Below are 18,792 nucleotides of genomic sequence, written 5' to 3'. Positions count from 1 at the left end.
TTGTTTCTGTATAGTTTTGATTGTACATGGTACAGTCAATTGAATAATCCGGTGATGATGGCTATGTGGCTCCACCTGTTCCCATTCCGAACACAGTAGTTAAGCACATAAACGCCGAAAGTACTTGGCTGGAGACGGCCTGGGAGGATAGGAAGTTGCCGGTTAGAGCAAGAGAGGTTACTGCAAGGTAGCCTCTTTTTTTGCGTTTGGAAGTTTGTGGACTCTGTTCAGACCGGACATGGATGGGGCGGGATGTGCCAATAAATGACTTGATGAAAGTTTGTGGCACGGGCTCCCGGGACGGACATACTTTTTCTACATTCGCCACAAACGGTCCGCCCTGTACCTCAGTCTCCGTTTTCCACTTACGCCTATTTTGCTTGCTACACAAGCAAAACATCATCGCTAAGTAACAGTTTGGCACTGCGGAAAGAACTTTCCTTGCCAGCAGGTAAAACCATGCCAAAACCATGCCGTTACCATGTATTTTAGGTTATTTTTGCGCATATATTGAAAGTAATTTCCAAAAGCGGCGATAAGATTGACTTGTTCTTTCAGTAGCCATATAATAGGCACAGAATCAAGCAGGAAATAAATGAAAAGCAATTAAGCGCAAATTTACTCGAGGGGGAGTAGTAATGAGTGATACAAAAGAGCAGATGAGGGAAACAGATTCGAAAGAGGCTAAAGAGTCCGTAGCCGCAAGGGTGGCAGCCCTGAAGGGCAAGCTGATAGTCTCCTGTCAGGCACTGCCTCATGAGCCGCTGCATTCGTCCTTTATCATGGGGCGCATGGCGGTGGCTGCCCAGGAGGGCGGTGCCAGTGGCATCCGCGCCAATACCGTGGAGGATATCAGGGAGATACAGCAGAATGTGAATCTGCCGATTATCGGCATCATCAAGCGTGATTATGAGGGGGCGGAGGTGTACATCACGCCTACCATGCAGGAGATTGATGAGCTGATGGCGGTGAAGCCTGAGATTATCGCCCTGGATGCCACTATCAATTCCCGTCCAGGCGGCATTACCCTGGATGAGCTGTTCAAGGCGGCGAAGTCAAAGTACCCTGAGCAGCTGTTCATGGCGGACTGCTCTACGGTGGCAGAGGCGGTGCATGCGGATGAGCTTGGCTTTGATTTTATCGGCTCTACCATGGTGGGCTATACGCCTCAGAGCAAGGGGGATAAAATCGAGGCAGATGATTTTGCCATCCTGCGTGAAATCATTGCCAAGGTGAAGCATCCTGTAATCGCAGAGGGCAATGTGGACACCCCGGCAAAGCTGAAAAGGGTGATTGAGCTGGGGGCTTACTGTGCCGTGGTAGGCTCAATTATTACCCGGCCGCAGGTTATTACCAGAAGGTTTGCTGAAGTGCTGGAGTAATGCAGTATTGCAGTAATGCAGTATTGCAGTATTGCATAACATGGTGCCGGTACGGCAATGGGACAGTAATGCAGAAACGTGATAAAAAGCGATAGTCAGATAAATTGATTTATTTTTTAGAGATAAGATTAAAAAGAGAAGCTACAGAAAAGGGGAAAAGCAATCATGAGAAATCTGGATAAGTACAAGGGCGTTATTCCGGCATTTTATGCCTGCTACGATGAGGCTGGTGAAATCAGCCCGGAGCGGGTGCAGCAGCTGGCACAGTATTTCATTGATAAGGGCGTCAAGGGCGTGTATGTAAACGGCTCCTCCGGGGAGTGCATCTACCAGAGCGTTGAGGATAAGAAGGTTGTGCTGGAAAATGTCATGCAGGTGGCAAAGGGCAAGCTGACCGTGATTGCCCATGTGGCCTGCAATAATACCAAGGACAGCATGGAGCTGGCCCGCCACGCAGAAAGCCTGGGGGTGGATGCCATTGCCTCCATACCGCCAATCTACTTCCGCCTGCCGGAGCATGCCATTGCCAAGTATTGGAACGATATTAGCTCCGCTGCACCGAAGACTGACTTTGTTATCTACAACATTCCGCAGCTGGCAGGCGTGGCGCTGACCGGCAGCCTCTTTGCTGAAATGCGGAAAAATCCGCAGGTTATCGGTGTGAAAAATTCCTCCATGCCGGTGCAGGATATTCAGATGTTCAAGGCAGCAGCCGGTGAGGACTACATCGTGTTCAACGGCCCGGATGAGCAGTTTATCAGCGGCAGGGTAATCGGTGCCGAGGCAGGCATCGGCGGCACCTATGGCGTCATGCCGGAGCTGTTCCTGAAGATGGATGAGCTGGTGCGTGAGGGCAGGCTGGCAGAGGCTATGCCAATCCAGTATGCCGCCAACGAGGTTATCTACAAGATGTGCTCCGCCCATGGCAACATGTATGCCGTTATCAAGGCTATGCTGAAAATTAACGAGGGGCTGGACATCGGCAGCGTCCGTGCGCCGCTGGCAGAGCTGACTGAGGCGGATGCCGCCATTGCTGAGGAAGCAGCAAGAATGGTGCGTGAGGCACGGGAGAAGTTTTTGTAAGCACATAAAACAGGCAGGTAACAGGCAAATAATAGGCATTTAATAGGCAAGCAATATTTCAGGCAATAGGCAAGCAATATTTCAGGCAATAGGCAAGTAATAGGCGATTTTAGCAGGGTGTTATAGGCGGTGGCAGGTGCTTTGGGGAAAGCATCTGCTGCCCGGGGTATCTGTAAAGAGAGGGGTATAGCTTAATGCAGGGGTTCACTAATATTGATTTGGCGGTGCTGGTAATCTACCTGATTGCCGTTCTGCTGTTTGGCGTGCATTTCGCCAAAAAGGATATGAAGGGGAAAGAGTATTTCAAGGGGGATGGCACGATTCCCTGGTGGGTTACTTCCGTGTCGATTTTTGCGACACTGCTGAGCCCGATTTCCTTTTTGTCCCTGGTGGGAATTTCTTTTGCCGGAACATGGCTGATGTGGTTCGCCCAGCTGGGCATGCTGCTGGCAATTCCGCTGACTATCCGGTATTTCCTGCCGATTTACAGCAAGCTGGATATTGATACGGCATATCATTATCTGGAGCTGCGGTTCAAGAGCAAGGCACTCAGGGTGCTGGGGGCGGTTATGTTCATCATCTATCAGATTGGGCGCATGTCCATCATCATGTACCTGCCGTGCATGGTGCTGGCAAGCCTGACGGGGCTGGATGTAAATGTGCTGATTGTTGTCATGGGCGTTATCGCCATTATCTATTCCTATACAGGCGGCCTGAAGTCCGTGCTGTGGACTGATTTTATGCAGGGCTCCGTGCTGCTGGTGGGGGTGACCTTTGCTTTCGTTTATCTTCTGTACCATCTGGATGGGGGCTTCGGCGCCATCATGACGGCTTTTACCAGCGAGGACAAGTTCCTGTCTCCGTCCCAGCCGCTGTTTGATATCAATATCCTGAAGGACAGCGTGTTTATCATGATTGTGGGTGCCGGTTTCAATACCATGGGCTCCTATATTTCCAGCCAGGATATTGTGCAGCGTTTTACCACTACTACCGATATGAAGAAACTGAATAAGATGATGCTGGCCAACGGCTGCCTTTCTATCTTTATCGCTACGGTCTTTTATCTTATTGGTACTGGTTTGTACAAGTTCTACCAGGCAAATCCTCTGCCGGTGGCTGCGGCACAGGATCAGATTTTTGCCTCCTACATTTCCTTTGAGCTGCCTATCGGCATGGCAGGCCTTCTGCTGGCAGCCATCTATGCGGCGGCACAGTCTACCTTGTCCACGGGCTTGAATGCAGTGTCTTCCAGCTGGACCATGGATATTCTGGCTACCCTTTCCAAGCAGGAAATCTCCTTTGAGCGGCAGACGCAGATTGGCCGCTGGGTGTCCCTGGCAGTGGGGATTTTTGCCATCGTGGTGTCCATGGTGCTGGCAAATGGCGGCGTAAAATCCGCCTATGAGTGGTTCAACGGCTTTATGGGGCTGGTGCTGGGCATTCTGGTGGGTGCCTTTATCCTGGGGGCTTTTACCAAGGTGGCCAATGCCGCAGGTACTTTCGTGGCCTTTTTGGCAGCTACGGCTGTGCTGGTATTCGTCAAGTATTTCTTGCCGCCTGGCACTGTTACATTCTGGTCCTACTCCATTATTTCCATCCTGGTATCTTTGGTGGTAGGCGTTCCTGCCAGCATGCTGTGGAGCAGCCTGACAGGCAGGAAAAACCAGGTGCCGCAGCATACTACTGTGTATGATACCTGAATTTTTTGAGGCAGTGAAAGGAGCTAGTGAGATGATTTTTGGCAATATCCATAATACAGGGGAATATGCTTTTTTGCCGGAAAATGTGCAGAAGTGCTTTGCTTATGCCCGTGAGCATAATTTGCTGAGCTATGGCAAGGGCTCCCATGAGATTGAGGGGAAAGAGCTTTTCTTTAATCGCACGGAGTATATGACCACGGAGCCGGAGGCAAGGTTCTGGGAGGCGCACCGGGAGTATCTGGATGTGCACCTGATTTTGTCAGGCACGGAGCGGATTGATGTGAATTTTACCGGCAACCTTGCGGCAGGGCGTTATGTGGAGCAGGATGATTTCCTGCCCCTGGAGGGGGAGAAAAACGCTTCTTTGGTGCTCCGGCCGGGGGATTTTCTCATCTGCTATCCTAGTGACGGGCACATGACAGGGGTGCAGGCAGGTAAGCCTGAGCTGGTAAAAAAAGTGATTTTCAAGGTAAAAATATGACTGCTTCATGTTATAATAATAGGCACAGACATGAATGTGGATATGGATTCAGATATGAATATAGGCATGGTGCTATAGGTAATTGATTTGAGCAGGGGGCAGGCAAATGTATATAGCAATCGATATCGGCGGTACGGCTATTAAATACGGTCTGGTGGATGAAAATGGCGTTTTGACGGAGCGCAATGAGATAGCTACCGAGGCGCAGCTGGGAGGTGCTTCCATCCGTGACAAGGTGCTGGGCATCGTGGAGCACTATGTGGCACGGCAGGAAATCAAGGGCGTTGGTATTTCCAGTGCCGGTATGGTGGACTGCGAAACAGGCAGGATAATTTTTGCCAATCCCCTGATACCTGCATATACGGGCATCAATCACAAGGAGGCAGTGGAAGCCAGGTTTCACATCCCTTGTGAGGTGGAAAACGATGTGAACTGCGCCGGGCTGGCAGAGGGGGTGGCAGGTGCGGCCAAGGGAACCCACAGTGCCGTGGTGATGACGGTGGGGACCGGCATCGGCGGCTGCCTGATTGCCGATGGCAGGGTGTATCACGGGTTTTCCCATAGTGCCTTTGAGGTGGGCTATATGCACATCGACAAGGGGGAGCGGTTTGAGCGGCAGGGTGCTGCCAGTGCCATGGTGGAGAGGGTGGCTGAAGCCAAGTCTGAGCCTGTATCAGAGTGGAACGGCAAGAGGGTGTTCAGCCAGGCTCAGGCTGGTGATGCCATTTGCCAGGAGGCTATTGATAATATGGTGGATGTGCTGGCACGGGGGATTGCCAATGTGTGCTATATTATTAATCCTGAGGTGGTGGTGCTGGGGGGCGGCATCATGGCGCAGCAGGAATATCTTGCGCCCCGGCTGAATGAGGCGCTGGACAGGTATCTGGTGGAAAGCGTGCGGAAGCATACCAAGCTGGCTTTTGCGGCTCTGGGGAATGATGCCGGTATGCTGGGGGCTTATTATAATTTCAGGGCACGGCATTGAGGCAGTGTATTGGGGGCAGTAACTCGATATAATTGTGATAAGGAGGGGAAGGGTATGGCAGCCAGGCAGCGTTCGATTATTCCCATGATTGATGTGAATTATAAGCAGTTCAGCCCGGCTGAGAAGAAGGTGGCAGATTTTTTTATTGCCAATGACGAGGATGTGGACATGTCTGCCAGTGCCATGGCGGAGCGGCTTTTTGTGTCGGAGGCCACCCTTTCCCGGTTTGCCAAGAAAAGCGGCTTCAGCGGCTACAGGGAGTTTGCTTTTGAGTACAGGAACCAGAAGCTGAAGAAGCGTTCCGCTATGACCAATGTGACCAAGGGCGTCCTGTCCATCTATGAGGATTTGCTGAACAAGGAATACGACTTGATTGATGAGAAGCAGATTGACAGGATTGTGAAGTACATCAGCCAGTATGAAAGGATAGTGGTCTGCGGCAAGGGCAGCTCCGGCATGGCGGCGGAGGAAATGGAGCTGAGGTTTATGCGCATCGGCATCAATATTGATTCCATTGTCTATGAGGACAGGATGCGGATGCAGACGGTATTCATGAACAAGAAATGCTTTGTCATCGGGCTGAGCATCAGCGGCACTACCGAGGATGTGCTGTACATGCTGCAGGCGGCTCACAGGAACCGGGCGAGGACCATGCTGGTGACGGCGTACAACCGGGAGGGACTCAGTGATTTCTGCGACGAGGTGGTGCTGGTGCCGTCCTATCAGAGGCTGGACTACGGCAATGCCATTTCGCCCCAGTTTCCCCTGCTGGTCTTGCAGGATATTATTTATACCAAGTATATGCAGAGCAACCATTATATCAAGGAAGCCTTGCATGGCAATACATTGAAGGCGTTGAGGAGGAATTGACATGAGAATCTACAAGGCAAAGGATTACAAGGACATGAGCAGGAAGGCGGCAAATATGCTGTCTGCCCAGGTGATTATGAAGCCTAACTGCGTGCTGGGGCTTGCCACGGGCTCATCTCCTGTTGGCACCTATGACCAGCTGGTGGAGTGGTACAAGAAGGGTGACCTTGATTTTTCCGAGGTGACTTCTGTAAATCTCGACGAGTACAAGGGGCTGGACGCAGAAAATGACCAGAGCTACCGCTATTTTATGAATCAGCACCTCTTTACCCGTGTCAATATCAATCCGGGCAGGACATACCTGCCTAACGGCATGGAGATGGACGAGGCAGCGGAGTGCCGCCGCTATTCCGCCCTGATTCATGAGCTGGGGGGCATCGATATGCAGCTTCTTGGCCTGGGGCACAACGGCCATATCGGCTTCAATGAGCCGGGGGCTGCCTTTGAGAAGGACGTGCACTGCGTGCAGCTGACGGAGACTACCATCAATGCCAACAAGAGGTTCTTTGCCAGCGCAGAGGATGTGCCGAAAAAGGCCTATACCATGGGCATCAAGACCATCATGCAGGCCAAGAAAATCGTGGTGATTGTCAGCGGTGCGGACAAGGCGGAAATCGTGAAGAAGGCGTTTTTTGGCCCGGTAACTCCGCAGGTGCCTGCCTCTATCTTGCAGATGCACAATGATGTTACCCTGATTGCTGATGAGGCAGCGTTATCACTGATATAAGGGTATTGGCTTTTTTATCGCTGCCCGGATGATATTGGTGAGCCGGGCGGTTGATAGATAGGAGTTATGGAATTTTGGCGGGCGGTCTGGAGGTGCCTGGATGGAAATAAATAATGTGCTTGTCTATACGGAGCAGCATGAGTTTGTCAGTGGCAGCATCAGCTTTGAGGATGGCATTATCAAGGATGTGTCCCTGACGGGGGAGGCTGCAGCAGGAAATGATGTGGCAGGGGATGATGCCCTGTATGCTATCCCCGGGCTGGTGGATATCCATTTCCACGGCTGCATGGGGGCGGATCTCTGTGATGCGGAGCCTGATACAATAAAGACCTTGGCGGAGTATCAGGCCGGGCAGGGGGTTACCACTATCTGCCCTGCCACTATGACCATGTCCCTGCCGGAGCTGCACAAAATCATGGCGAATATCGGGGCTTATCAGGGTGATACAGGGGCTCATTTTGCAGGTGTCAACATGGAGGGGCCTTTTATCAGCCCTGCCAACAAGGGTGCCCAGGCAGCGGAGAATATCATCCCTTGTGATGCGGCTTTGTTCCGGGAGCTGAACAGGGAGTCCGGGGGCAGGATACGCCTGGTGGATATTGCCCCGGAGGAGCCGGGGGCTATTGAGTTTATTGAGGCTGTCCGGGATGAGGTCAATGTGTCATTGGCGCATACGGTGGCTGATTATGATGCTGCCATGGCGGCTTTTCGGGCAGGGGCAAATCACGTTACCCACCTGTTCAATGCCATGCTGCCCTTTCATCACAGGAAGCCGGGGGTGCAGGGGGCGGCAGCTGATGCCGGTGCCTATGTGGAGCTCATCTGTGACGGGGTGCACATCCACCCTGCCATGGTGCGTGCTGTCTTCAAGCTGTTCGGCAGTGACAGGGTGTGCCTCATCAGCGACAGCATGAGGGCTGCCGGGCTGGCGGACGGGGATTATACCCTGGGAGGCCAGGCAGTAAAGGTAAAGGGCAATCTTGCTACCCTGGCGGATGGCACTATTGCCGGTTCTGTTACCAATCTGATGCTGTGCCTGAAAAATGCCGTGCAGGATATGCAGATACCTCTTGAGGCTGCGGTGCGGAGCGCCTCGGAAACCCCGGCCCGTTCCATCGGCATCTTTGACTGCTGCGGCAGCTTGTCCTCCGGCAAGAGGGCGGATATTGTGCTGCTGGACAGGGACCTGAATGTACGGCAGGTATTTGTGGGTGGCAGGGCTGTTAAATAAAATGGTTCACTTGGGTAAGCCGGGAAGCTGCATTTTGTATACAATTTTTCCTCGGGCAAGAGTTATGTATACATGAGGCGGATTTATTGACATGGCTCTGTGATTTATGGTATAAAATACTTGTCAAAAGGAAATGCATTTCACAAATAAATATTATTTGGACGACGTTGTTCCGTGCTGCTTGGCAAGCGGCACGGATTTTTTTATGGCTATTATTTAATGTCATGGCTGTTATTTTTGGAATATTGGCATTTATGGTGGTAAGGTGAGTTTTCCGGCGGCTTGTGGTGAGGCTGCCGGTGATATTTGGAGGTTATGCTTTATGGACTTTGTAACATTGATGGCAGATATTAATGATTTTGTCTGGGGGCCGGTGATGCTGGCGTTCCTGGTAGGTACAGGTATTTTCCTGACGATAAGGCTGAAGTTTTTGCCTTGGCGCAATCTTCCTTATGCAATCAAGATGATTGTCAGCAAGCGTGATAATAGTGCTGGTGATATCAGCCCGTTCCAGTCTTTGATGACGGCTCTTTCCGCTACTGTGGGCACCGGCAATATCGTAGGTGTTTCCACGGCCATGGTGCTGGGCGGTCCTGGTGCCCTGGTATGGATGTGGATTTCCGCAGCTTTTGGTCTTTCCACCAAGTATGGTGAGTCCGTGCTGGCAGTAAAGTACAGGAAGACCAATAGCGTAGGCGAGATGGCCGGTGGGCCGATGTACGCTATGAAGTACGGCTTTGGCAACAAGGCTATCGGCAGTGCCCTGGCTGGCTTGTTTGCCCTCTTTGCTGTTTGTGCTTCTTTCGGTATCGGCAATATGACTCAGGCAAATTCCATTTCTTCCGCCTTTGAGGCAAGCCTTGGCCTTAGTCCGGTGGTTGTAGGCGTGATTCTTGTTGCCTGCTGCCTGGCGGTGCTGCTTCGGGGCATCCGCAGCATCGGTGCTGTTTCCAGCGTGATTGTTCCTGCTATGGCTGCTTTCTATTTTGTAGCCGCTATGATTGTTATTGTTGTCAATGCTTCTGCTTTGCCGGCAGGTATTGCTGAGATTTTCCGCATGGCTTTTGCTCCTGATGCAGTTGCCGGTGGTGTTGGTGGTTCTATCGTAGCTTCTATGCTGACCTCCATGCGCTGGGGTATTGCCCGGGGCGTGTTCTCCAACGAGGCAGGCCTTGGTTCTGCTCCTATTGCAGCAGCTGCTGCCAAGACTGACCATGCTTCCCGTCAGGGTTATGTAAACATGACCGGTACTTTCTTTGATACCATGATTATCTGTGCGCTGACCGGCCTGGTTATCGCTTCCTCCGGCATGCTGGGCACTATTGACCCTGCAACCGGCAAGGCGGTTTCCGGTGCTAACCTGACTATCCTGGCTTTCTCCTCTGTATTTGGCGAGGCTGCCAAGTATATTGTTTCCATCGCTCTGGCTCTCTTTGCTTTTTCCACCATTCTGGGCTGGGAGTATTATGGCGAGAAATCCCTTGAGTATCTTGTAAGCAACCGTGCCGTAATCATGGGCTACCGTGTATTGTTCAGCCTGGTGGCTTTCGTGGGTGCAACCCAGACTTTGGAGTTCGTGTGGAACTTCTCTGATACCATGAACGGCCTGATGGCTATTCCGAACCTGATCTGCCTGCTGTGGCTGAACAAGGATATTGCTCATGAGTGCTTTGAGTACCAGGAGCTGGTTGTGGAGAAGGAAAAGGATGGAGAGGATATTGACCTGACTGGTCTGACTCCTTCTATGTAATTGTATATTCCGGATGAGAAAATCGGGAGAGAACACCCATCGCCGGATGGTGGTGGATAGGTCGCCGAAGGGGCTGCAGAAACTCTCAGGCAAAGGGACCGGTTTTGGACGGAACTCTGGTTATTCTTAATTAAAGTGTTAAACAGGGGCACAGTTGGCAGGCTGAAATAGGGCTTGCCCTCTGTGCCTATTATTTTTAGAAAATTACGATGCCTGCTGCAAGTAGTATTGGGCATGTTTGTATAAATGAGATTGGTATTGTTATGAGAGAGGAAGGATAGAGATGGAATTGAAGACACCGCTGTATGATGTGCATGTGGCTGCCGGAGGGAAGATTGTGCCCTTTGCCGGGTATCTGCTGCCGGTGCAGTACAAGTCAGGCGTAATTGCCGAGCACATGGCTGTCCGTGAGAAGTGCGGCCTGTTTGATGTTTCCCACATGGGCGAGGTGATGTTTACCGGGCCTACGGCACTGGCAAGCCTCAATCACATGCTGACCAATGATTTTACCAATATGACTGTGGGGCGTGTCCGCTACAGCGTCATGTGCCATGAAAATGGCGGCTGCGTGGATGACCTGATTGTGTACAAGTTTGGGGAGGAAAAGTACCTGGTGGTGGTCAATGCCGCCAACAGGCACAAGGATGTGGCACATATGAAGGAGCATGTGCTGGATGGAACTACTATTGAGGATATTTCTGACAGCATTGCCCAGCTGGCCTTGCAGGGGCCGAAGGCGCCGGAGATTATGGCGAAGCTTCTGCCGGAGGAGTCCATTCCCAAGAAATATTACACCGCTATCGAGGAAGTCTATATCAAGGATTTGAAGTGCATGATTTCCCGTACCGGCTATACCGGCGAGCTAGGCTATGAGATTTATACGGCAGCAGAAAACGGTGCCAAGCTGTGGGAAATCCTCATGGAGGCAGGTGGGGAGTACGGCCTTATTCCTTGCGGCCTGGGTGCCCGTGATACCCTGCGGCTGGAGGCTGCCATGCCGCTTTATGGCCATGAGATGGATGATGTGATTACGCCACTGGAGGCAGGGCTGGATTTTGGCGTCAAGCTGAATAAGCCTGAGTTTATCGGCAGGGATGCCATGCTTGCGGCAGGTACGCCTCAGAAGGCCAGGGTAGGCCTTGAGGTGACGGGCCGGGGCATTATCCGTGAACATCAGCCTGTATTCATCGATGATGTTGAGGTGGGTATTACTACTTCCGGCACCCACTGCCCGTATCTGGGCAAGGCTATTGCTATGGCTTATGTGCCTGCGGACAAGGCGGATTTGGGCACTTTGGCAGAGGTGGAAGTCCGTGGCCGCCGCATAGAGGCGAAGATTGTGGAGCTGCCCTTCTACAAGCGGAGCTGACAAGTAAAATAATTTACTGAGATATTTACATGTAATATGGCAAAAGGAGCGATTTATTATGGCAAACGTACCAGCAGAACTGAAATATACCAAGTCCCACGAGTGGGTAAAGGAAGAAGACGGACTCTATGTGGTAGGCCTGACAGATTTTGCTCAGGACGCACTGGGAGATATTGTTTTCATCAACATGCCGGAGGAGGGCGATGATGTAGCCAGCGGCGAGTCCTTTGCTGATGTGGAGTCCGTAAAGGCTGTGTCCGATGTATTCAGCCCTGTCAGCGGCACTGTAGCAGAGGTCAATGAGGGACTTATTGACGAGCCTGCCCTCATTAATCAGGAGCCTTATGAGCAGTGGCTGATTAAGGTAAAGGATGTGTCCGATACTGAGGAATTGATGGATGCAGCAGCCTATGAGGAATTCTGTGCAAACGAGGAGGCATAATCATGGGAAGCTATATTCCATCCACCCGGCAGGAGCGGCAAGAAATGCTGTCTGCCATCGGCATGAGCAGCACTGATGAGCTGTACGCTGCCGTGCCGGAGTCAGTACGCCTCAAGGAGCTGAATATTCCTGAGGGCTGCACCGAGCTGGAAGTCAGGGAAAAAATCACCGGCATGGCTGGCAAAAACAAGGTGTTTTCCAGTATCTTCCGGGGTGCCGGTGCCTACAATCACTACATTCCATCCATTGTCAAGACCGTTACTTCCAAGGAGGAATTCGTCACTGCCTACACTCCTTATCAGGCGGAGATCAGCCAGGGCGTATTGCAGTCCATCTTTGAGTATCAGACTGAGATGTGCCAGCTGACGGGCATGGATGTGTCCAACGCTTCCGTGTATGATGGCGCTGTGGCTGCTGCCGAGGCAGTATTCATGTGCCAGGAGCGGAAGAAGCAGGGAGTTATCGTATCCGGGGCTGTTGACCCGAAGGTGCTGGCAGTAATAAAGACTTACTGTGCCAGCCGCAGCGTAGAGGTAAAGGTGCTGCCTGTGGCTGATTATGCAACCGATATTGAGGCATTGAAATCAGCTCTTGACAAGACCAGTGCCTGTGTCTATGTGCAAAGCCCGAACTATTATGGCGTGATTGAGGATATGGAGGCTGTGGTGGCTGCTGCCCATGAGGCAGGTGCCAAGGTGATTATGGGTGTCAACCCTATTGCGCTGGGTTTATTGAAAACTCCTGGGGAGTATGGCGTGGACATTGCCGTAGGCGAAGGCCAGCCATTGGGCATGCCGCTTGGTTTTGGCGGCCCTTATCTGGGCTTTATGACTGCTACAAGTGCCATGGTGCGCAAGCTGCCGGGGCGTATTGTGGGTGAAACTAAAGATGCCAACGGCAAAAGATGCTATGTGCTGACCTTGCAGGCAAGGGAGCAGCACATCCGCCGTGAGAAGGCATCTTCCAACATCTGCTCCAATGAGGCATTGTGCGCCATGACGGCGGCAGTTTACCTGGCTGCCATGGGGCCAAAGGGCATCCGGCAGGCGGCTGTAAATTCCGCCGCCCATGCCCATTACCTGGCAGAGGAGCTGTGCAAGATTCCGGGGTTCAGCCTGGTGACTGACAAGCCGTTCTTCCATGAATTTGTTACCACGACGCCGATACCTGCCAAGATTCTGGAGGAGGATTTGGCGGCAGAGGGAATTCTGGGCGGACTGCCGGTGGAAGATGGCATCCTCTGGTGCTGTACGGAGCTTTGTACCAAGGAAAAGATTGATAAATTGATACAGGTTATCAAGGCTGTTTGCCAGGAGGTGGCATGATGGAGCTGTTATTTGAAAGAAGCAGGGCCGGCAGGGGCATGGATTTGCTGCCTGGCTGCGATGTGCCGGAGGCTGATTTTGCCGAAGGGCTGCTGCGTCAGGAAGCACCAAAGCTGCCTGAGCTGGCTGAGATAGATTTGGGCAGGCACTATACGGAGCTTGCCAAGGAAACCCATGGCGTAAATGATGGCTTTTATCCTCTGGGCTCCTGCACCATGAAGTACAATCCCCGCATCAATGAGGAAATGAGCAGCCTGCCGGGCTTTACGGCAATTCATCCTCTGCAGCCGGAAAATTCCGTGCAGGGAGCATTGCAGGTCATGTATGAGACGGAAAAGCTGCTGGGAGAGATTACCGGCATGGATTCCATTACCTTGCAGCCGGCAGCCGGTGCCCATGGGGAATACACTGGCCTTCTGCTTATCAGGAACTACCACTTGTCCAGAGGGGATAAGGGCAGGACAAAGATTATCGTGCCTGATTCCGCCCATGGCACCAATCCTGCTTCGGCAGTGATGGCAGGATTTTCTGTGGTGTCCGTGCCATCCAATGCTGATGGGGGCGTTGATCTGGAAGCGTTGCGGGCAGCAGTAGGCGATGATACTGCCGGCCTTATGCTGACCAATCCCAATACGGTTGGCATTTTTGACCCGAATATTTTGGAGATTACCAGCATTATCCATGAGGCCGGGGGCCTGTGCTACTACGATGGCGCCAACCTGAACGCTATTATGGGCGTGGTTCGTCCCGGGGATATGGGCTTTGACTGTGTCCATGTGAACCTGCACAAGACCTTTTCCACCCCTCATGGGGGCGGCGGCCCGGGCAGCGGCCCGGTAGGCTGCAAGGCATTTTTGGCAGATTTCCTGCCAACGCCTCAGGTCAGGCTGTCCGATGGGGTGTATTCCCTTTTTGCGCCAGCCAATTCTATGGGGCAGGTGCGCAGCTTTGGCGGCAATTTCCTGGTGGTGGTTCGTGCCCTTGCCTATATCCTGACTCTTGGCAAGGAAGGTATTCCAGAGGCATCTACCAATGCGGTGCTGAATGCCAACTACATGATGAGCCTTTTGAAAGGCAAATATGATATGGCATATGATACGGTCTGCATGCATGAGTTTGTTATGACCCTGGAAAAGCTGAAGCATGATTATGGCGTAGCTGCCATGGATGTGGCAAAGCGGCTGCTGGACTTCGGCATCCATCCGCCAACCATGTATTTCCCGCTGATTGTCCATGAGGCTCTGATGATTGAGCCGACGGAGACGGAAAGCAAGGAGACCTTGGACAAGGCGGCAGAGCTTTTCCTGAATATCCTTGAGGAAGCAAAGACTGATGGCGAGGCGCTGCACCATGCCCCCCATGACTGCTATATCGGCCGTCCTGACGAGGTAAATGCGGCACGGAAGCCGGTGCTGACCTATAGCTTTGCCTAATTTGCTGATTTGTTAATTTGCTGATTAGCTGATTAGCATAAGATATTTTGCATAAAGTAATTTGCCTAAAATATATTTATAAGGACTGATGAGTGATGATTGATAAGCTATTCGTAATTGAGGGTGACAGCAATAATCCCCATCGCAATCTGGCGCTGGAAGCGGTGCTTCTGAAAAGGCTGCAGCCGGGGGAGTGTTACCTGTACCTGTGGCAGAATAAGCACACAGTAGTTATCGGGCGCAATCAGAATGCCCTGGCTGAATGCCATGTGCAGCAGCTGGAGCAGGATGGCGGCTATCTGGCCAGGAGGCTGTCCGGCGGCGGTGCCGTGTATCATGATTTGGGCAATTTGAATTTTACCATGATTATGAATACCGGGGATTTTGATGTCAGCAGGCAGACCGGCGTTATCTTGCAGGCGGTGCAGATGCTGGGGCTGAAGGGAGAGAAAAACGGGCGCAATGACCTGACTATTGATGGGAAGAAATTCTCCGGCCATGCTTATTATCATCACGATGGCAGAAGCTACCATCATGGTACGCTGATGATGAATGTGGATATGAGCCGGCTGCCGAAGTATCTGAATGTTTCGCCGCTGAAGCTCAGGGCGAAGGGGGTTCAGTCGGTGCAGTCCAGGGTGTGCAATCTGGCGGACTTGAATCCGGCCATTACAGTAGAAGGCATGAAGAAAAGTTTGCAGGAAGCCTTCTGTGATATATACGGCCTGCCTGTCAGCCCCTTGGAGCTGACGGAGGCTGACAGGGACTTTTGGCGGTCTGAGGAAGCTAAAATGTCAGCTAAAGAGTGGCTGTATGGCGAGGCCAAGGTACTGGACTTCAGCAAGGAAGCCCGCTTTGGCTGGGGCACTGTGCGGATGGATTACAGCCTCAGCCAGGATAAGCAGTCAGTGCAGGAGCTGCAGCTTTGGACAGATGGTCTGGATGCGGAATTTTTGCAGGAGGTGCCGGGGCTTTTGCAGGGCTGCCTTATGAACCGGGATAGGATTTTGGCACGGCTTTCCATGAGCGATGAGGCCAGCCCGAGAATTGCAGATGATATTGCATGCATGCTGCTGCCTGCATGATATATTTGTTTTTTTACATATTTTTATCGAGATTGACGTGAAAAATGGGATTGTTGGCTAATTTATGGTTATTGGGTTGTAATATATGAAAGGCAGGACGGGCATGAAATATGATATTGCAGTAATCGGGGCAGGCCCCGGTGGTTACACGGCGGCCGCCAAGGCCGGCAGGCTGGGCAGGAGCGTGGTGCTGTTTGAAAAATCCCACTTGGGCGGTACCTGCCTGAACCGGGGCTGTATTCCTACCAAGGCTCTTTTGCATTCGGCAGAGCTTTTGGGGGAGATAAAGGATGCCGGGCGTTTTGGCATCAGGGTAAGCGATGTGGCGGCAGACCAAAAAGCCATGCACCAGCGGAAGAATGAGATTGTGGAGTCCCTGCGGGGTGCCATTGACAAGCTGATGAAGGCAGCGAAGGTAGAGGTTGTCCAGGGTGCTGCCCAGATAACGGCTCCCGGCGTGATAAGCTGCAATGGCACAGAGTATGAGGCGGAGCATATCATCGTGGCGGCAGGCTCAAAGCCCGCCATGCCGCCTATCCCCGGCAGTGACAGCAGTGGCGTATATACCAGCAATGACCTGCTGGAGGGCGATGGAAAAGAGTTTTCGTCCCTGGTGATTATCGGGGGCGGCGTCATTGGCGTGGAGTGTGCCTCGATTTACCTGAATCTTGGCTGCAAGGTGACTATAGTGGAAATGGCGGAGCATATTTTGCCGCCTATGGAAAAGGAAATTGCCCAGCGGCTGGCCGTGAAGCTAAAAAGGATGGGGGCGGTGATTGAGGCTTCCTGCCAGGTTAAGGCTATCAGCGGCGAGGCTGGCAGCATGTCTGTCACCTATCTGGACAAAAAGGGCAAGGAGCAGGTGGCATGTGCCGAGGCAGTGCTGATGGCAGCCGGGCGCAGGGCGGCCCTTGAGGGGTTGTTTGGTGATGGGGTAGAGCCGGAGATGAACCGGGGTGCCCTGGTGGCTGATGCTGACGGGCATACCAGCATCGACGGGATATATGCTATCGGTGATGCCATGGCTGGCAATGTCCAGCTGGCTCATGTGGCTGCCGCCCAGGGGGAGAACGTGATTGATGTAATCTGTGGCGGCAAGGGGGCTGTTGATATGAGCGTGGTGCCAAGCTGCGTGTATACCTGTCCTGAGATTGCTTCCGTGGGGCTTAGCCAGGAGCAGGCCAAGGAGCAGGGCATTGATGTGGTGGTGAAAAAGCTGCCTACGGGCAGCAATGGCAAGAGCCTGATTGCCGGTGGTGACGGAGGCTTCGTGAAGCTGGTGGCAGCTGAGGATGGCACTTTGCTGGGAGCACAGCTGGTGTGCAACAGGGCTACCGACATGATTGGGGAGCTGGCAGTGGCTGTGCGGCTGGGCTTGAAGCTGGAGGATGTTGCTGCTACCATTCATCCGCATCCTACCTTTGTGGAGATGATTGGACAGGCTGCCAAATAAGGCGCTTCAGACACGGCTTTTGAGGGCTGTGGATAGTGTGAAATTTTTATTGTTTTGGTGTTGTGGTATTGTGCTATTGTGGAGGAATTGTTATGAGCTTGATGAATACATTGGCTGGTACAGATAGCGAGGTTTTTGAGGCTATTGGCAAGGAGCTGGGCAGGCAGCGCAGCAAGCTGGAGCTGATTGCTTCTGAGAATATTGTCAGCAAGGCTGTGATGGAGGCCCAGGGCAGCGTGCTGACCAATAAATATGCGGAGGGGTATCCGGGCAAGCGGTATTATGGCGGCTGTGAGCATGTAGATGTAGTGGAGCAGCTGGCCATTGACCGGGCCAAGGAGCTTTTTGGTGCCGAGTATGTCAATGTGCAGCCTCATTCCGGTGCACAGGCGAATATGGCAGTGTTTTTTGCCCTGCTGACACCAGGGGATACTGTTATGGGCATGAATCTGACGGATGGCGGCCATCTGACTCATGGCTCGCCTGTAAATATGTCCGGCAAGTATTTCAAGATTGTGCCTTATGGTGTCAGTGCAGAGACGGAAATGCTGGATTATGACGAGATTCAGACCATTGCGGAGGAGTGCAAGCCGAAGCTGATTGTAGCTGGTGCTTCTGCCTATGCCCGGACTATTGATTTTGAGCGCATGGCGGAGATTGCCCACAGCGTAGGGGCTTATCTCATGGTTGATATGGCCCATATTGCCGGACTGGTGGCTGCCGGGCTGCATCCAAGCCCTGTTCCTTTTGCTGACGTGGTTACGACTACTACCCACAAGACTCTGCGGGGACCGCGTGGCGGCATGATTTTGTGCAAGGATGAGGAATTTGGCAAGCAGTTTAACAAGGCTATTTTCCCTGGTATTCAGGGCGGCCCTCTGATGCATGTGATTGCTGCCAAGGCTGTGGCACTGAAGGAGGCTTTGTCTCCTGAGTTCAAGGAGTATGCACAGCAGGTGGTGAAAAATGCCAAGGTGCTGGCTGATACTTTGCAGGCAGACGGATTCCGCATTGTTTCCGGCGGCACAGATAATCACCTGATGCTGGTGGATCTGACCAGCAAGAAAATCACCGGCAAGCTGGCGCAGAATCTGCTGGATGAGGTGGGCATCACTGCCAACAAGAATACTATTCCGTTTGAGAAGCTGAGCCCGTTCACCACCAGCGGCCTGCGCCTGGGTTCTCCTGCCCTGACTACCCGTGGCTTTAAGGAGGAGGACATGAAGGAAGTGGCGGATATTATTGCCCTGGTGCTGGATAATCCTGATGACGAGGGGGCAAGGGAGCAGGCAAGAAGCCGCGTAGAGGCTTTGTGTGAGAAATATCCGCTCTACGAATAAAATGGAAAATTTCAGTTTGTCGTAGTGCTGGATCGTTACTTCGTGCATATACTGACTGATGTAATTTGATACTTCGTGGACTCTGTTCAGACATTGGAAAGGGACAGGTAGCGGCAGTACCCATAGAAAACTCGCT

Annotated in this window: 16 protein-coding genes, 1 rRNA gene and 1 riboswitch; all 17 genes read left to right on the top strand. The window is 52.4% G+C overall.

Annotation, left to right across the window (positions count from 1 at the left end; translation table 11 throughout):
- Positions 1-47: 47 nt before the first annotated feature.
- The 17 genes from rrf (at position 48) to glyA (ending at position 18,656) form a co-directional block, all read left to right on the top strand.
- Positions 48-164: ribosomal RNA gene (rrf, locus tag FYJ84_RS13180) — 5S ribosomal RNA — on the top strand.
- 474 nt (positions 165-638) lie between these two features.
- Entirely contained in the window at positions 639-1,382 is a 744-nt protein-coding gene (locus FYJ84_RS13175; protein ID WP_235901494.1) for an N-acetylmannosamine-6-phosphate 2-epimerase, read from the top strand.
- Positions 1,383-1,547: 165 nt separating this feature from the next.
- Complete coding sequence (locus FYJ84_RS13170; protein WP_154408062.1) at positions 1,548-2,465, top strand: dihydrodipicolinate synthase family protein; 918 nt, start codon at positions 1,548-1,550, stop codon at positions 2,463-2,465.
- Between the two features lie 194 nt (positions 2,466-2,659).
- Positions 2,660-4,165, top strand: a complete 1,506-nt coding sequence (locus FYJ84_RS13165) for a sodium:solute symporter (RefSeq protein ID WP_154408061.1) — start codon at positions 2,660-2,662, stop codon at positions 4,163-4,165.
- A gap of 31 nt (positions 4,166-4,196) precedes the next feature.
- A complete protein-coding gene (locus FYJ84_RS13160) occupies positions 4,197-4,646 on the top strand; it encodes a YhcH/YjgK/YiaL family protein (RefSeq protein ID WP_154408060.1) in 450 nt (149 codons plus the stop codon).
- A 106-nt stretch (positions 4,647-4,752) separates the two neighbouring features.
- Positions 4,753-5,631, top strand: a complete 879-nt coding sequence (locus FYJ84_RS13155) for an ROK family protein (protein ID WP_154408059.1) — start codon at positions 4,753-4,755, stop codon at positions 5,629-5,631.
- A gap of 54 nt (positions 5,632-5,685) precedes the next feature.
- Positions 5,686-6,501, top strand: coding sequence for a MurR/RpiR family transcriptional regulator (locus FYJ84_RS13150; protein WP_154408058.1), 816 nt, complete (start codon positions 5,686-5,688; stop codon positions 6,499-6,501).
- 1 nt (position 6,502) lies between these two features.
- Complete coding sequence (gene nagB / locus FYJ84_RS13145) at positions 6,503-7,228, top strand: glucosamine-6-phosphate deaminase (protein ID WP_154408057.1); 726 nt, start codon at positions 6,503-6,505, stop codon at positions 7,226-7,228.
- 100 nt (positions 7,229-7,328) lie between these two features.
- Positions 7,329-8,459 carry an N-acetylglucosamine-6-phosphate deacetylase gene (gene nagA, locus FYJ84_RS13140; RefSeq protein ID WP_154408056.1) on the top strand — a complete coding sequence of 377 codons (1,131 nt, stop codon included), beginning with the start codon at positions 7,329-7,331 and terminating at the stop codon, positions 8,457-8,459.
- A gap of 322 nt (positions 8,460-8,781) precedes the next feature.
- A complete protein-coding gene (locus FYJ84_RS13135) occupies positions 8,782-10,209 on the top strand; it encodes an alanine/glycine:cation symporter family protein (protein ID WP_205764268.1) in 1,428 nt (475 codons plus the stop codon).
- 13 nt (positions 10,210-10,222) lie between these two features.
- Positions 10,223-10,320, top strand: a riboswitch (glycine riboswitch).
- A 172-nt stretch (positions 10,321-10,492) separates the two neighbouring features.
- Entirely contained in the window at positions 10,493-11,578 is a 1,086-nt protein-coding gene (gene gcvT, locus FYJ84_RS13130) for a glycine cleavage system aminomethyltransferase GcvT (RefSeq protein ID WP_154408055.1), read from the top strand.
- A 58-nt stretch (positions 11,579-11,636) separates the two neighbouring features.
- Positions 11,637-12,020, top strand: a complete 384-nt coding sequence (gcvH, locus tag FYJ84_RS13125; protein WP_154408054.1) for a glycine cleavage system protein GcvH — start codon at positions 11,637-11,639, stop codon at positions 12,018-12,020.
- Positions 12,021-12,022: 2 nt separating this feature from the next.
- Entirely contained in the window at positions 12,023-13,345 is a 1,323-nt protein-coding gene (gene gcvPA / locus FYJ84_RS13120) for an aminomethyl-transferring glycine dehydrogenase subunit GcvPA (RefSeq protein ID WP_154408053.1), read from the top strand.
- Complete coding sequence (gene gcvPB / locus FYJ84_RS13115; protein ID WP_154408063.1) at positions 13,345-14,778, top strand: aminomethyl-transferring glycine dehydrogenase subunit GcvPB; 1,434 nt, start codon at positions 13,345-13,347, stop codon at positions 14,776-14,778. The genes gcvPA and gcvPB overlap by 1 nt, the downstream gene beginning before the upstream one ends.
- Positions 14,779-14,873: 95 nt before the next feature.
- Positions 14,874-15,863, top strand: coding sequence for a lipoate--protein ligase (locus FYJ84_RS13110; protein ID WP_154408052.1), 990 nt, complete (start codon positions 14,874-14,876; stop codon positions 15,861-15,863).
- 103 nt (positions 15,864-15,966) lie between these two features.
- Complete coding sequence (gene lpdA / locus FYJ84_RS13105) at positions 15,967-17,316, top strand: dihydrolipoyl dehydrogenase (RefSeq protein ID WP_205764267.1); 1,350 nt, start codon at positions 15,967-15,969, stop codon at positions 17,314-17,316.
- Positions 17,317-17,408: 92 nt separating this feature from the next.
- Positions 17,409-18,656, top strand: coding sequence for a serine hydroxymethyltransferase (glyA, locus tag FYJ84_RS13100; protein ID WP_154408050.1), 1,248 nt, complete (start codon positions 17,409-17,411; stop codon positions 18,654-18,656).
- Positions 18,657-18,792: the final 136 nt, after the last annotated feature.

Origin of the sequence: Anaerovibrio slackiae, assembly GCF_009695585.1 — a bacterium.
In the GTDB taxonomy this organism is placed as follows: Bacteria; Bacillota; Negativicutes; order Selenomonadales; family Selenomonadaceae; genus Anaerovibrio; species Anaerovibrio slackiae.
Note: the sequence above shows the minus strand (reverse complement) of the source record. Positions and strands in the feature narration are given on the sequence as shown.

Coding starts and splice junctions, on each gene's coding strand:
- FYJ84_RS13175 (WP_235901494.1), top strand. CDS start 639: ATGAGTGATACAAAAGAGCAGATGAGGGAAACAGATTCGAAAGAGGCT.
- gcvPA (WP_154408053.1), top strand. CDS start 12,023: ATGGGAAGCTATATTCCATCCACCCGGCAGGAGCGGCAAGAAATGCTG.
- FYJ84_RS13135 (WP_205764268.1), top strand. CDS start 8,782: ATGGACTTTGTAACATTGATGGCAGATATTAATGATTTTGTCTGGGGG.
- glyA (WP_154408050.1), top strand. CDS start 17,409: ATGAGCTTGATGAATACATTGGCTGGTACAGATAGCGAGGTTTTTGAG.
- nagA (WP_154408056.1), top strand. CDS start 7,329: ATGGAAATAAATAATGTGCTTGTCTATACGGAGCAGCATGAGTTTGTC.
- FYJ84_RS13110 (WP_154408052.1), top strand. CDS start 14,874: ATGATTGATAAGCTATTCGTAATTGAGGGTGACAGCAATAATCCCCAT.
- FYJ84_RS13155 (WP_154408059.1), top strand. CDS start 4,753: ATGTATATAGCAATCGATATCGGCGGTACGGCTATTAAATACGGTCTG.
- FYJ84_RS13170 (WP_154408062.1), top strand. CDS start 1,548: ATGAGAAATCTGGATAAGTACAAGGGCGTTATTCCGGCATTTTATGCC.
- nagB (WP_154408057.1), top strand. CDS start 6,503: ATGAGAATCTACAAGGCAAAGGATTACAAGGACATGAGCAGGAAGGCG.
- lpdA (WP_205764267.1), top strand. CDS start 15,967: ATGAAATATGATATTGCAGTAATCGGGGCAGGCCCCGGTGGTTACACG.
- FYJ84_RS13160 (WP_154408060.1), top strand. CDS start 4,197: ATGATTTTTGGCAATATCCATAATACAGGGGAATATGCTTTTTTGCCG.
- gcvH (WP_154408054.1), top strand. CDS start 11,637: ATGGCAAACGTACCAGCAGAACTGAAATATACCAAGTCCCACGAGTGG.
- FYJ84_RS13165 (WP_154408061.1), top strand. CDS start 2,660: ATGCAGGGGTTCACTAATATTGATTTGGCGGTGCTGGTAATCTACCTG.
- gcvT (WP_154408055.1), top strand. CDS start 10,493: ATGGAATTGAAGACACCGCTGTATGATGTGCATGTGGCTGCCGGAGGG.
- gcvPB (WP_154408063.1), top strand. CDS start 13,345: ATGGAGCTGTTATTTGAAAGAAGCAGGGCCGGCAGGGGCATGGATTTG.
- FYJ84_RS13150 (WP_154408058.1), top strand. CDS start 5,686: ATGGCAGCCAGGCAGCGTTCGATTATTCCCATGATTGATGTGAATTAT.